The sequence below is a fragment of the Corynebacterium sp. genome (assembly GCF_030532715.1).
Lineage (GTDB): Bacteria > Actinomycetota > Actinomycetes > Mycobacteriales > Mycobacteriaceae > Corynebacterium.
The window spans coordinates 206,939-220,572 of sequence record NZ_JAUNKO010000005.1 but is presented as its reverse complement, the minus strand read 5'-3'; the positions used below and the strand labels follow the sequence as shown (position 1 = coordinate 220,572).

12 protein-coding genes are annotated in these 13,634 nt (G+C 60.1%); 7 read left to right on the top strand and 5 right to left on the bottom strand.

Annotation, left to right across the window (positions count from 1 at the left end; all coding sequences use genetic code 11):
• Positions 1-27: 27 nt before the first annotated feature.
• A complete protein-coding gene (hydA, locus tag Q4D83_RS09515) occupies positions 28-1,449 on the bottom strand; it encodes a dihydropyrimidinase (RefSeq protein WP_303175040.1) in 1,422 nt (473 codons plus the stop codon).
• Between the two features lie 61 nt (positions 1,450-1,510).
• Positions 1,511-2,806: a M20 family metallo-hydrolase gene (locus Q4D83_RS09510; RefSeq protein ID WP_303175038.1), complete on the bottom strand. Its 1,296-nt coding sequence runs from the start codon at positions 2,804-2,806 to the stop codon at positions 1,511-1,513.
• 223 nt (positions 2,807-3,029) lie between these two features.
• Between Q4D83_RS09510 and Q4D83_RS09505 the strand changes: the two genes are divergently transcribed.
• Genes Q4D83_RS09505 through Q4D83_RS09495 form a run of 3 tightly spaced genes read left to right on the top strand, consistent with a single transcriptional unit; the run spans position 3,030 to position 5,259 of the window.
• On the top strand, positions 3,030-3,167 hold the full coding sequence (locus tag Q4D83_RS09505) for a hypothetical protein (protein ID WP_303175036.1): 138 nt from the start codon (positions 3,030-3,032) through the stop codon (positions 3,165-3,167).
• Complete coding sequence (locus Q4D83_RS09500) at positions 3,164-4,711, top strand: sodium/proline symporter (protein WP_303175034.1); 1,548 nt, start codon at positions 3,164-3,166, stop codon at positions 4,709-4,711. Before Q4D83_RS09505 ends, Q4D83_RS09500 begins: the two co-directional genes overlap by 4 nt.
• Positions 4,708-5,259: a hypothetical protein gene (locus tag Q4D83_RS09495; RefSeq protein ID WP_303175033.1), complete on the top strand. Its 552-nt coding sequence runs from the start codon at positions 4,708-4,710 to the stop codon at positions 5,257-5,259. Before Q4D83_RS09500 ends, Q4D83_RS09495 begins: the two co-directional genes overlap by 4 nt.
• Here Q4D83_RS09495 and Q4D83_RS09490 read toward each other — a convergent pair.
• Positions 5,203-6,978, bottom strand: coding sequence for a PucR family transcriptional regulator (locus Q4D83_RS09490; protein ID WP_303175031.1), 1,776 nt, complete (start codon positions 6,976-6,978; stop codon positions 5,203-5,205). The genes Q4D83_RS09495 and Q4D83_RS09490 overlap by 57 nt on opposite strands.
• Before the next feature lie 202 nt (positions 6,979-7,180).
• On the opposite strand from Q4D83_RS09490, the gene Q4D83_RS09485 reads away from it, so the two are divergent.
• The 3 genes from Q4D83_RS09485 to Q4D83_RS09475 all read left to right on the top strand — a co-directional run bounded on the left by Q4D83_RS09485 (position 7,181) and on the right by Q4D83_RS09475 (position 10,503).
• The gene (locus tag Q4D83_RS09485; RefSeq protein WP_303175030.1) at positions 7,181-8,662 is read left to right on the top strand and encodes a CoA-acylating methylmalonate-semialdehyde dehydrogenase; all 1,482 of its coding nucleotides are present in this window, start codon (positions 7,181-7,183) and stop codon (positions 8,660-8,662) included.
• Positions 8,663-8,694: 32 nt separating this feature from the next.
• Positions 8,695-10,023, top strand: a complete 1,329-nt coding sequence (locus Q4D83_RS09480) for an aspartate aminotransferase family protein (RefSeq protein ID WP_303175029.1) — start codon at positions 8,695-8,697, stop codon at positions 10,021-10,023.
• A gap of 177 nt (positions 10,024-10,200) precedes the next feature.
• Positions 10,201-10,503 (top strand): hypothetical protein, encoded by a 303-nt coding sequence (locus tag Q4D83_RS09475; RefSeq protein WP_303175028.1) that lies wholly within the window; start codon positions 10,201-10,203, stop codon positions 10,501-10,503.
• Here Q4D83_RS09475 and Q4D83_RS09470 read toward each other — a convergent pair.
• Positions 10,466-11,011, bottom strand: coding sequence for a TetR/AcrR family transcriptional regulator (locus Q4D83_RS09470; protein ID WP_303175026.1), 546 nt, complete (start codon positions 11,009-11,011; stop codon positions 10,466-10,468). The two genes, Q4D83_RS09475 and Q4D83_RS09470, sit on opposite strands and share 38 nt — an antisense overlap.
• 14 nt (positions 11,012-11,025) lie before the next feature.
• Positions 11,026-11,418, bottom strand: coding sequence for a cytochrome b5 domain-containing protein (locus tag Q4D83_RS09465; protein WP_303175023.1), 393 nt, complete (start codon positions 11,416-11,418; stop codon positions 11,026-11,028).
• A 135-nt stretch (positions 11,419-11,553) separates the two neighbouring features.
• On the opposite strand from Q4D83_RS09465, the gene Q4D83_RS09460 reads away from it, so the two are divergent.
• The gene (locus Q4D83_RS09460) at positions 11,554-13,554 is read left to right on the top strand and encodes a primosomal protein N' (protein WP_303175021.1); all 2,001 of its coding nucleotides are present in this window, start codon (positions 11,554-11,556) and stop codon (positions 13,552-13,554) included.
• Positions 13,555-13,634: the final 80 nt, after the last annotated feature.

The following is a 13,634-nucleotide window of genomic DNA, read 5'->3' as shown; positions in this document are numbered from 1 at the left end:
CACAGCTCAACCCCGAGCGGCTGCCGCCTAGATCAAATATTGACAAGCGCCTCGATGGAGGTAGTTGCCGTGGCCTTTGGAGCCGACGTATTCGTTATCACGAATGAGCACGCGCCCGCGGGAAAGCACGGTATCCACATGGCCTTGGATTTCAAAGCCTTCCCAGGCGGAGTGATCCATGTTCATGTGGTGGGTGTCATTGATGCCGATTTTGGTGTGACCATTGGGGTTGTACAGCACAATATCGGCGTCCGCGCCCGGCGCGATCACGCCCTTCTTGCCGTATAAGCCGAACATTCGCGCAGGCGTGGTTGCCGTGATTTCCACCCAGCGCTCGAGGGAAATATTGCCATTGACCACGCCCTGGTACATCAAGTCCATCCGATGCTCCACCGAACCGATACCGTTTGGAATTTTAGAGAAGTCACCAAGGCCGAGTTCCTTTTGCTCTTTGAAGCAGAACGGGCAGTGATCCGTGGATACCATTTGGATGTCGTTGGTGCGTAGCGCCTGCCACATGTGATCTTGGTGGTGCTCATGCTTGGAGCGCAACGGCGTGGAGCATACCCATTTCGCCCCCTCGAAGCCGGGCGCGCCGAGTTGATCTTCGAGGGAAAGATATAGGTATTGGGGGCAGGTTTCACCAAACACGTTGTGCCCGCCGTCGCGCGCGGCTGCGAGTTGATGCACCGCTTGCTTGGCAGACACATGCACCACATACAGCGGCGCCCCCGTGAGATTCGCAAGCATGATCGCACGGTGCGTGGCTTCTTCCTCCATTTGCCAGGCGCGGGCGACGCCGTGATAGTACGGGTCCGTTTTTCCTTGGGCGAGCAGTTCGGCCACCATCGCATCGATGGCAGGTCCGTTTTCGGCGTGCATCATGGTGAGCAGCCCGGTGTCGGCGGCTTTTCGCATCGCTTGGTAAATCTGGGCGTCGTCACTGTAAAACACGCCGGGGTATGCCATGAACATTTTGTAGCTGGACACGCCTTCATCGGGCAGACGTTCCATGGCCTGAAGGGAGTCGACGTTCACTTCGCCGATGATCTGGTGGAAGCCGTAGTCGATCGCGCATTCGCCGCGGGCTTTGTTGTGCCACGCTTCCAAACCATCAAATACGCGTTCGCCATAGCGTTGGATGGCGAAGTCGATGATCGTGGTGGTGCCGCCCCACGCTGCCGCGCGGGTGCCCGTTTCAAACGTGTCCGCGGCGGTAGTCCCGCCGAACGGCATCTCCATGTGCGTGTGGGCGTCGATGCCGCCCGGTACTACATACATCCCTGTCGCGTCGATGGCCTGGTCGGCGGATTCTTTGAGATCGTGTCCCAGCAACACTGAGTTTGGGTCGAGGACTGCGGCGATGGTCTCACCGTCGATAAGCACATCTGCGCGATGCTTGCCGGTGGCCGAAACCACGGTCCCGCCGTGAATAAACGTGGTGGTCATGCGTGCAAACTCTCCTTCGAATGGTTGGCCGTGGTGGTGGTCGCTGTGGGGTGAGGCTGGGTTAGGATTCCGTGTGGGGTTCGCCGGGCGCAACATCGTCGAGCGCCCCAGTAACCATGCGTAGGGCGATGTCAGTGAGTACTTCAACACCGGTGACCATGTCCTCATCGGTAGTGAACTCGCGTTCGCAGTGGGAGATACCGCCAATGGAAGGGATAAACACCATCACTGCCGGTACGATCCGGTTCATCACCACGGAGTCGTGGCCCGCCATGGTGCGCATTCGGCGTACCGACGCCCGCGCATCCGCGCACGCCTTTTCCGTCAATTCCATGCCTTCGACGGGGTAATGCTGAATATCGCGAATATCAAAATCCTCGGCCGTGATGGTGAGCTCGCGCCGCTGCGCAACCTCTTGAATCTGCTCTTTGAGCAGGTCGCGAGCTTTCTCCACGTCCGCGCGCTCATTGGCACGGATATCAATGACAAGGTCCACCTGGCGCGGTACCACGATCGGGGAATTGGGCAGCACATCGAATTTGCCTACAGAAGTGACGATTTGCTCGGGTTCGAAGCCGGCAACAACCCGTTCTGCAAGCAGTACGATCTCGGAGGCTGCGACGAGTGCGTCATGCCGATCCGCCATGATGGTCGCCCCAGTGTGCGATTGTTCGCCAAGCACCTGCACCACTAGTTTTTGGGTGTACCAGGATTGATCCACCGCGCCGATGGTAATGCCCTCACGTTCCAGCACCCGCCCCTGCTCGATGTGCAGCTCCGCGTAGCTGCCGATCGGCGGGGGAGTGTCCGCGCCGAGGTAGCCGATTTGTTCGAGCGCTTCGCGGACGGTAACTCCCTTGGGGTCTTTGGTTTCCAGTGTCGCCTGCAAATCCCAAAACCCCGCGAACACGTTTGAACCCATCAGCGAGGGAACGAACCGAGCGCCTTCCTCGTTAAACCAATCCACAACCGTAATGTTGTGGGTGGGGGTGAGTTCCGCGGCGTCGGCAAGCGCTTTGATGCGGGCGGCCGCGTAGAGGGCGGCCATCACCCCGTACGTACCGTCGAACCTGCCGCCCAGTGGTTGGCTATCGAGGTGCGAGCCGAGGTATACGTGATCGGCGCCCGGCACAAACTCCAAAGATGCGAACACATTTCCTATTTCATCGACCTTGATGGTGAAACCTAAATCGCGCGCGCGGGCGGTAAACCAATCGCGGATTGCGCCATGCTCGGCGGTTCCGGCTTGGCGGTCCACCCCGTTCGCGGCAGTCGCGCCGAACCTGGTGGTGTAGTGAAAGTCCGCTAAAAACGTCGCCTCGTCGAACGCGTCGGCGGTTGCGTGATGGTCGGTCATGTCGAACTCCTTTGTGCCTGGTCGGTGGGGGTGTCGCTGGCTGTTGGTGTGCTGCGTTGACCCCGTTGACACCATTGAACCGCGCGTGAAAGAAGCCAGACAAGGTACAGAATGTCAACATTGTTGGGTTTTGTGCACAGAATGCAGCTATCGGAAGTGACACTCCAATGCTTGAGTGTGACCTAAGACATAAATTTCTTCGTGTTTGTGAGGGGATGATGCCATGTTCGGCTTACCCACGTTTACTGTTGTCGCCGTCGTCGGCGTGTCAGTGTTTTGGATTCTCTATACGGCGGCCTTTTGGGTGATCAGCAAAGACTGGCACCTCGCCGACGAGGTTGAAACAGGGGCGAACGCATGAGCCTGCCGCTGGTATTTTTGATTATCTACTTCGCCGCCATGGCCGGCATCGGGGTGTGGACGGCGAAGCGTTCCTCCAGTGACTCTGAAAGCTATTTGCTCGGGGATCGCTCGCTCGGGCCGGCGGTGACGGCGCTGCGCCTGCAATCTTCCTCAATGTCGGGGTATATGTTCCTCGGGGCCGGTTCGCTCGCGTATACGCAGGGCTATTTCAGCATGTGGTACGCCCTCGGCGACATCGGCGGCGGCATCATTAACCTCTCCGTGTTGGGGCGCCGGATGCGCAAACTTTCACAAAAGCTCGGCTCGTTAACATCCATCGAATACCTCGAACACCGATATGAAAGTAAGTGGGTTCGGATCGTTGCCGCGCCAGTGGCGCTCATCTGCCTGTTTTTGTACGTGCTTTCGCAATTCATAGCGGGCGGTTCTGGGCTTGCCTCCGTCACTGGGTTTAGCTTCGAAATATCGCTGCTAATCGCTGTGGGTGTCATTGTGTTGTACACCTTTCTCGGCGGGTACCTCGCCGTGGCATATACGGATTTTGTGCAAGCGATTGTGATGTTGATCGGCATGGTGTGGATTTTCATAGCCACATTGCAACACGTCGGTGGCTTTACTTCTGGCAATGAGCAGGTGGGCAATATGAACCCGAATTTGCTCACCATGTGGGGCGCGGAATTAAGCTATCAGGGGCAATGGGGCGTGATCCTCGGCGCATTGTTGCTGTTTTCCATTGGCTATATGGGGTGGCCGCACGTGGTGGTGTCACACATGGCCATGAAACAACCTTCCGTGGCCCGCAGCGCCGGCGTGTATTCCACGGTGTTTAACCTTCTGTTTATCCCCGCGCCCTACATTATCGGGGTGTTTGCGTTGCTGATTCTGCCGAATTTGGATGATCCCCAACAGGCCATTTTTGAAACTGCGAAGATCGTGCTGCCGAGCGCGGGGGTGGGGATAGTGATGGCCGCGGTGATGGCGGCGATCATGTCCACCGCAGACGCGTTGTTGCTCCAAGCCTCTACGATCGCCTCTCGCGATATTTTCGGCCGGTTTTTCATCACCGATATGAGCGAACGCCACGCGGTGTGGATTTCTCGAATTTCAGTGCTCGTACTCGCCTTCGGGGGCATTGTACTGGCGTTTTGGCAGCCTCCTGCGGTGTTTGAACTGGTAGTTTTCGCCACCTCCATTCTTGGCGGCGCCTTCGTGCCTGCCTATGTGTGTGCGGTGTGGTGGAGGAAAGCGAACGCGGTGGGCGCGGTGGCGTCCATGCTTGCGGGCACTGTCATGGTGGTGTTGTGGCAGCAAAGCGGGCTTACGGAAAGCACCGGTTTGGACCCACTGTTGGCTGGTTTAGCCTCCTCGACGTTGGCGATGATCATCGGCTCATTGGCCACTCAGCGTAGCCATCCCGTCTCGGAGCGGGTGCAGCTCGCTATCGCGGACACCGCGCGGCTCACACCCGCGAATTTTCGTTCAGATATTTCGACCGACCCGACGTTGCTCAACCAATTTCCGCCGGAACAAGGGGCTCGATGATCACACCCGAGGAACACTTTTCCGCGGCGTTGCCGGTGCGCATTCCTGCCGCGCAGGCGGCTCAACTTGCCGAAGATGCGTGGCGGCAGCCGCTGCCGGTGGCCGACCCAATGTTGACGTATTTTCCGTTGTTCGGCGTGGTGTTTGAGGTGCAGGCCGATGGGTTGTTCGCTGGCCCGGCAAAGTCGTTGCAGGGGCGTCAGTATCAGGTGGTGGTTGATCGTAGTTCATCAACACCCTTGATTACCGCTTGGGAGGCGGCTGAATTGCTCCCAGAGATTCCGCTACCGCAGGAATTGGACGGTGTTTGTGTGCAGCTCGTAGCGCCGGAAAATCCGGCATGGCGCGCAACCGAGCAGCAGGCAATCAATATTGCACACCGCGCGGTGGTTACCGTGTTGCTTCGAAGACTCAAGCTAGGCGCGCAATTTCAATTGCGGTGTGTGCAGTCCGTTTGGCCGCTGTGGAAACCGAACTGGCGTTTTACCACGTCATCGGTCCGTGCGCTGGTCGACGCTCGCAACGGCAATGTTGTGTTTCAACGTTGATGCGTCCGCGCTGCCACGCATGCTTTTCAATGCGAGCGACAGGCTGAATATGGTTTCTCCATCGCTCAAATCCATGTCCAATAAACGTTCGATTGTGGCGATGCGACCGTAGAGCGCGGTGCGGGACAGGTGCAATCGTTGCGCCGCGGCGGTCCGGGAAGTCGGGTGTGCCAGCACCGCCGTGAGCGTTTCCACTAGGTCCCCGTGGTGGTTTTTGTCGTACATGAGGAGCGGATCGAGCGTGGAGTTGACATAGTGCTGCACGCGCACGTCGTCGCGCAAGGTGAGCAGCAGGTTTTCCAACGGGGTGCGGCTTAATGGCACGATGGTCACCCGGGCGCGCGGCATGGGGGTAGGCGTGGCCAAGGAAAGCTGGCGGATGAGTGCAGAGAGTTGCAACGTTGTCTCGCTCGCGCTTGAACAAATGATTCGCAATTTCGCGTCGTGGCTGTCGCAGATGCGCTCGGCCATGGCGTGGAGCGGTTCCGTGATGTTGTGGTGCACCGGATCCGCGGGAATGGACAGTGCCGCGATGACCAAGCGTGGGTTTGATTCCAGCTCAGTAGCCAGAAAATCCGCATCTTGAAACGTTTTTCGGATTTCCTTGCGGTACACCGTGGGTTCGATGTAGCTACCGTGGTGTTCCATCAGCAGTGCGAAAAGGTGCCTGCCTTCCATGCGGAACCCGGATGCGGATAGCACCTCCTGCACGCCGTGGACGGTGGTGTACTTATTGTGTACCAGCCGCTCAATCGCGGTTTTTTCAATCAGGTCCACCCATGAATATGGGTTTGTGGATCCAAGTCGCTCCATGGCAAGCGTGATGGCCGCCTGGCTTAAAATATGGTCGCCGCCGGCGTCGCTGAGGCTGCGACCTCGGTAGAACAAACGACCCCACGCTACGCCGCGTGCTTGCACGTCGATCATGGTCCACAATTCGGCGTCGTGGTGCTGGTGTTTGTTGGGGGTACTGGTGAGGGCGCGGACCACAGCCCGCGCGCCGATGGCGTTGTCGGCGTCCACGGTGACGCATTGCGTGAGCGTGCCGTAGTTGCCGATCGCGGCGGACCACCGTCGGGATTTCTCGCTCCAATTATGCAGCAGGGTGCTGGGCGGCATGTGCCCCTCCGCGTACGCAACCACCTGGTGGGACAGGTCTTCCAGTACCACCGGGCATTGCAGCAGCCGGCTAGCGTGCGCCAAAATTTGGGTGGTTGGGGCGCCGTTGACCATGAGCGAGGTAAACGACTCTGTAACGTCGTGGATCGCGTTGACCTGCCGAACCTTGTGTTCCAGCAACAGCGTGTGAATGTACTCCGTCAATTCCACGTATTTCACTTCGTCGTGGATGGCCAGCAGCGGAATGTCGTAGTGCTGGCACGCGTTGACCACGTCGGCCGGCACTTGCCGCCAATGGGAGCCAAGCTCGAGCACGATTGCCGCCACGGATCTTTGTGCGAATGTTGCGATCATGCCAATTCGCTCGTCAGCTCGATCGCTCCACGCGATACCGGTGGTAAGGAGCAGCTCGCTACCCTGCAAGAGGGCGCCGGTGCGCACGGCGTCGGCAACGTGCACCCACCGCACTGGCCGGTCGAGCGCTTCCGGCGGGCAGAACGCCTCTACTCGCGCTTTCGCTAAGGTGGGCGAATCGAGGACATCCCGGATGGTGAGGTAGTGCCCGTATTGCCACTCGTCGATGCGTTCGTTCGAAGCCATTGGTGTGTCCTTGTCGCCGGGTGCAGGACTGCTGCTACGATCACCGTACCAAGTGCAAGGTTAACAGTGTGTCCACTTTCCGATTCTTCGGTGACATTACGAGCCTATTGCCGCCCGTTGTGCGCCTTTAGCATGGGCGGAGAAGCTCGTAATGCCGCAGTTCAACGCGGTATTCGTACAGTACGTCACAGGAGGTTGCGATATGCTCGTACAACACGTTATCGGGGGAGAACTCACGCACGATTCCGACCGCACCGGCGCGATTATGAATCCGTCGACCGGGGTCGAGATCGGCCGCGTCGCCTTCGCCAGCCCCACCACCCTCGAAAAGGCTATCGACGCCGCGGAAGAGGCGTTTCCCGCCTGGCGCGCCACCGGCATGGCCAAGCGTGCGAACATCATGTTCCGGCTGCGCGAGATTATTTCCGCACGCGCGGACGAACTGGCACGCATTATTTCCCAGGAACATGGCAAGGTGTTGTCGGATGCCGCCGGGGAAATCACCCGCGGCTTAGAAAACGTGGAGTTCTGCGCGGGCTTGGTGCACCACATGAAAGGCGAGCATTTGGAACAGGCGGCCGGAGGTATTGACGTGCACCAAACGCGTCAGCCCCTCGGCGTGGTCGCCTGCATCACCCCGTTCAATTTTCCGGCGATGGTGCCGCTGTGGATGATTACCACCGCGATCGCCGCTGGCAATACCGTGATCCTCAAACCCAGTGAACGGGACCCGTCGGCGGCGAATTGGATTGCGCAAGCGTTTGCAGATGCCGGGTTGCCGCCGGGCGTGCTGAACGTGGTGCACGGCGATAAGGCGGTGGTGGACCAACTGCTGGATTCCCCGCGTGTTCGAGCGGTAAGTTTTGTGGGTTCCACGCCAGTGGCGAAAGCGATCTATACCCGCGCGGCGGGCAATGGTAAGCGCGTGCAGGCGCTTGGCGGGGCGAAAAACCACATGGTGGTGATGCCCGACGCGGATCTCGACGCCGCAGCCGACGCCGCAGTTTCCGCAGGTTACGGCTCCGCGGGGGAGCGTTGCATGGCGATCTCGGTGGTGGTCGCCGTCGGTGATATCGCCGATGAGCTCGTGGCGAAAATCGTGGCGCGAACCAACGCCCTCAAGGTCGGTGCCTTCGACGATCCGGACGCCGAAATGGGCCCGGTGATCACCAAAGATTCGCTCGAACGAATCACCGGATTTGTGGCGGACGCGGAGCGGCACGGCGCGAAACTGCTTGTTGATGGCAGGAGTTGGGACTTCGGGGATTCGCAAGGATTTTTCATTGGGCCGTCCATTATTGACAATGTCCGCCCCGGCATGCCGTGCTACGACGAGGAAATCTTCGGCCCAGTGCTATGCATCGCGCGGGTGGGCACCTACGATGAAGCAGTGTCGCTGATCAACGCAAATCGCTACGCCAACGGCACGGCGCTGTTTACCCGCGACGGCCGAACTGCCCGCGAATTCGAGTTCGCCATCGAGGTCGGCATGGTGGGCATCAATGTGCCAATTCCGGTACCAATCGGCGCGTTTTCCTTCGGCGGCTGGAAGGAGTCCCTCTTTGGTGATACGCACATGTACGGTCCAGAATCGTTCAATTTCTACACCCGCCGCAAGGTGGTGACCAGCCGTTGGCCGCTGCCGAACGAGTCCCAAATCAACCTGGGTTTTCCCACCCACTAATCGCCCCATCATCTCATTGAAAGTTGGATCCGATGACAACAAACGCTGACGTTGTAGGCCTTGACCGGTCTTATGTGTTTCATTCTTGGTCGGCCCAAGACCTGATTTCGCCCGTGCCGGTGGCGTCCGGCAGCGGGAGCTATTTCTGGGATCACGATGGGAACAAGTACTTGGACTTCACCTCACAATTGGTGAACCTTAACCTCGGGCACCAGCATCCGCGGCTCGTGGCGGCTATCAAACGTCAAGCCGAACGCCTTGCTACGGTGGCGCCGAGCTTTGCGGAGGAAACTCGTTCGAAGTTGGCGCAAGGCATCGTCGAAGCCGCCGGCAGCGATCATTTTGCCAATGTGTTCTTTACCAACGGTGGCACGGATGCGGTGGAGCACGCGGTGCGGATGGCGCGCCTGCACACGGGGCGACGAAAAGTTATGTCGATGTACCGGTCGTACCACGGGGCCACCGCCACCGCCATCAGCCTCACCGGCGACCCACGGCGTTGGGCGAACGAACCCAGCGACACCTCCGTCGTACACTTCTTCGGCCCGTACCTGTATCGCAGCGTGTTTTACGCCACCACCCCGGAGGAGGAATCTGCCCGCGCGCTCGCGCACCTCGAGCAGCAAATCCTGTTGGAGGGGCCGGAGACGATTGCTGCGATCATCATCGAAAGCGTGGTTGGCACCAACGGTATCCTGGTGCCGCCGCCGGGCTACCTTCAAGGCGTTCGGGAATTGTGTGACAGGCACGGCATCGTGTACATCGCCGACGAGGTGATGGCGGGCTTCGGCCGCACGGGAGCGTTGTTCGCCTACCAACATTTCGATGTGCTTCCGGACCTCGTCACCTTTGCCAAGGGCGTGAATTCGGGCTATGTGCCGCTTGGCGGGGTGTTGATTTCACACGAGATTCGCGCGACGTTTGGCACTCGCGCATTCCCCGGCGGGTTGACCTATTCCGGGCACCCGCTTGCGTGCGCGCCCGGCGTGGAAACCTTGCAGATTTTCGAAGAGGAACAAACCTTCAAACACGTCAACGACCTCGCGGAGCGAATCATCCGTCCGCGCCTGGAAGCGATGCGCGACACCTATGATTGTGTCGGTGACGTCCGTGGCGTCGGCATGTTCTGGGCGATTGAGTTTGTCAAAGACAAGGACACGCGCGAGCCATTGGTGCCGTTCAACCCAACCGCGGAACAAAACGCCCCGATGGCTGCGTTGGCTACGGCATGTAAGCAACGCGGGTTGTGGCCGTTTACGCATTTCAACCGCATGCATGTGGTTCCGCCGTTGAACATCAGCGCCGCCGAGCTTGAGGAAGGCTTAAGCATTATCGACGCCGCGATCGCCGAAGCGCTGTAGCGTCGTCCCGGTTGGCGGTTGCCACCGGCTCCGTCAACCGGAAAATATTGCAGCCAAACCTATGGATGTGAAAACAATCATAGAAATATCTTTGAAACGTTGCTAGCGTGGTTGGGGTGGCGCTTGAAGTGGCGCCTCATCACCCAAAAGCCTTGCGTCACGCCCGGAGGAACCCTCGTGTTGCTTCCATTGATCATGCCAATGTTTTCCCTATCCGCCCTGCTGCCATTTTTGATGGCAAATATTCGGGACCCGCTGCAGCGGCGGCTGCTTGCCGCCATGCTGCTCACCACCGGTGTGATCGGGTTTTCAGTGCTCACGGTGCTGGTGGAGCACAAAGACCTCCTCGGGTTTATCGCATCAATGTGCGTGGCGGTTGTGGTGGTGTCGATGCAGATTGCGCAGCATTACAATCCGTTCCTCACGGACGACCGCCGCCAGCCTAAGCGAATAATTTTTCAACCATCGCTTCATAGATAAACACCGTTACCTCGGGTGCGAGGTTGAGTTCGGTGTCGATCTTGTTCGCGGCGTCGAGAAGCGCCTCGAGGAATTCCTGCGAGCAGTCGTGGGGGATGAGCCCCGCGTCCCGCCAGCGTTGTGATTGTTCGGTGAGGAACGCCTGGAATTCGGAGGTCTCGCACCGATCGGAGCCAGCGGCTTGCAGTGCAGGGCCGATCTGCGGGTCATTCCACGCGCCCAAAATCTTGTTGCGCGCTGTCGCCTGAGAAAGCTGGGACATGAATTCGAGCATCGCCGCCCGCGGAAACCCCCAATCGATCCGCTTGGCGATGTCGCGCTTCATGCGGGCGTTTTCGGCGAAGTAAACCTCGAAAAACAGTTCCTTTTTTGAAGGGTAGAACTTGTATACGCTGCCCACCGCCACGCCCGCCGTAGCCGCAATGTCTGCCACCGAGGTCTTCTTGTAACCGTTGCGTGCGAATTGGGTGTGGGCTGCGTCGAGCAGGCGTTGGTTGGCAGCGTCCATGGGTGTCCATCCTACTATGGATCCAACCCGCCCACGACGCGAAGCTTCTGTAGTATCTGCTTGTCGTGGACGGATTGCACGAAGGCTTCCGTGGCATCTGTGCCAGCGCTGACGCCGTGGTGCATGCCTTTCGCCCACGATGGAGCGCCCGAGAGATCGTAGACCACGTTGTCGATTGCAACGTACGCTTCCGTGCCGTCGGTGCCGTTGTGCTTGGCTAGGTCTTCGATGGTGAAGCGGTTGGTGCGGATGATTTGTTCCTCCTCCGTAGTGAACGTACGTTCGAGTTTTGTGTGATCGCCGACGTGGGGGTTGGGCGACACGATCGACTTCACTGTGTAGTACCCGACGACCGTGAGGATGATGGCTGCGACGATGACGAAGGCGGTGATCAACGCTACTTTCATGGCTTCTCCTTGTGAAATTGGCCGGTAAGACGGCAAAATCCCGGCGTGAATGAATGGTTTGAATATTCATTCACAGCCTAACTCGGTAGTTTCCCTGTGTCAATGGCCTGCGCCGCGGTTGGGTACGATGGCAGCATGTCCACAGCTCGAGTGCCTGCGCCCGCGGTTCCAGTGGCCCGAGTGCTCCCGCTACTTGGCCTTCCGCACCTTGATCGGCTGTTCGATTATCGGGTGGATTCTGAGCAGCACGAGCAAGCCCAACCCGGGGTGCGTGTGCGCGTGCGGTTCGCGGGCCGACTTGTCGACGCCGTGCTGATTTCCCGCTCTTCCCACACTGACCATCAAGGTGACCTCGCGTGGTTGGAACGAGTGATCTCCCCGGATGTGGTGTATCCGTTGCCCACACGCGAACTCGTTGAGGCGCTGGCGGACCGGTATGCCGGCGTTCGAAGCGACCTCATTCGGGCGGCAATCCCCGCGCGCCATGCAGGCGCCGAGCAGTCCGATTTCGCTACCCCATGGGAGGAACTCGGGGCAGCGGAGGAACCGGACCTTTCGCAATGGTCTTCGTATGCTTACGGGGAGTCGTTTGTGGACGCCGTGCTTTCCGGCGCCAAGGCACGCGCGGCGTGGCAGATTGCCCCGGGTGAGGATTGGGCGCGGGCGCTTGCCGCATTGGCGATCAAAACGGTGATGGATGGGGGCGGTGCGCTGATCGTGGTGCCGGATCAGCGGGATGTCGATACGCTGGAGTCGGCGTGCCGGCAGTGGGTTTCCGCCAAGCAGATTACGGTGTTGGGCGCGGCGCTTGGCCCGCAGGCGCGCTATCGACGCTTTCTATCTGTGTTGCACGGGCAGGGGCGATTGGTGATTGGCACCCGCAGCGCCGCATTCGCCCCGCTGCCGAACTTGCGTTTGGCGGTGATCGTGAACGATGGAGACGAAAACTTGTCCGACCCGCGCGCACCGTATGTGCATGCCCGCGAGGTATTGACGATGCGCAGCGCCAAGCAGCATTGCGCGCTGATTATCGCGGGACATTCGCGGACCGCGGAAACCCAATTGTTGGTGGCCCGCGGCTGGATGCACAACCTCGTCGCGCCGCGCGAGGTGATTCGAACTCGCATGCCTCATGTGTTCGCGGCTGCCGATTCCAGCTTCGCCTTGGAACGGGACCCGCGCGCGGGCGTGGCCAGACTGCCAAGTGCGGCGTTTGCAGCCGTGCGCAAAGCCTTCGGCCGTGGGCAGCCCGTGCTGGTGCAGGTTCCCCGCGTTGGCTACATACCAACCTTGGCGTGCGGTTCGTGCGGTGCGCCCGCGCGCTGCCGACACTGCAACGGGCCATTGGGTTTACCCACGGGTGGTGAGGCCGCGGTGCCCACCTGCCGGTGGTGCGGCCGCCCAGATTCGCGCTACCGCTGCGGGGCGTGCGGATCGGTGAAGCTCCGCGCCGTGGTGTTGGGCGCCGGGCGTACCGCGGAGGAACTTGGGCGGGCGTTCCCCGGCGTCAAGGTGGTCACCTCGGGTGGCGCACACATTGTCGATGCCATCGACGACGGCCCGCAATTGGTGGTGGCCACTCCGGGCGCGGAGCCGCAGGGGAGTTACGGTGCGCTCGTGCTGCTGGACACCTGGGCGTTGTTGGGGCGGCCCGACTTGCGGGCAGCGGAGGAAACCCTTGCCAAGTGGACAGCTGCGGCAACCTTGGTGCGCCGGGACGGGGAAGTGGTGGTGATGGCTGATCCGGGGCTGCCTGTGGTGCAGGCGCTGATCCGGTGGGACATGATCGGCGCGGCCGCCGCGGAACTCGCGCAACGCGCGGAAGTCGGCTTTCCTCCATCCGTTCGAATGGCAGCGGTGGATGCGCCCTCGGAAACGCTCGAAAACTTTATTGAACTTTTGGAGGTGCCTGAGGGTGGGGAAATCCTCGGCCCGGTGGATCTGCCGCCCGGGGTGACACTCCCCGGGGAATACGACGAACAGCGTTACGGCCCCCCGCAGCGAATCCTTGTTCGGGTGCCGGTGGCCCAGGGCTTGGCGTTGGGGCGTGCGTTGCGGGCCGCGCAGGTTGCCCGCGCCACGCGGAAAGAGTTGTTGCCGTTGCGTGTGCAGATCGACCCGCTGCACATCGGTTAACAAATCTCGGGTTTTGTGCCTGTTCCAGCTACTATGGGTGGGATGCGCAACGCCGCGTCGTGGTTGTCAGACGGTTGTCG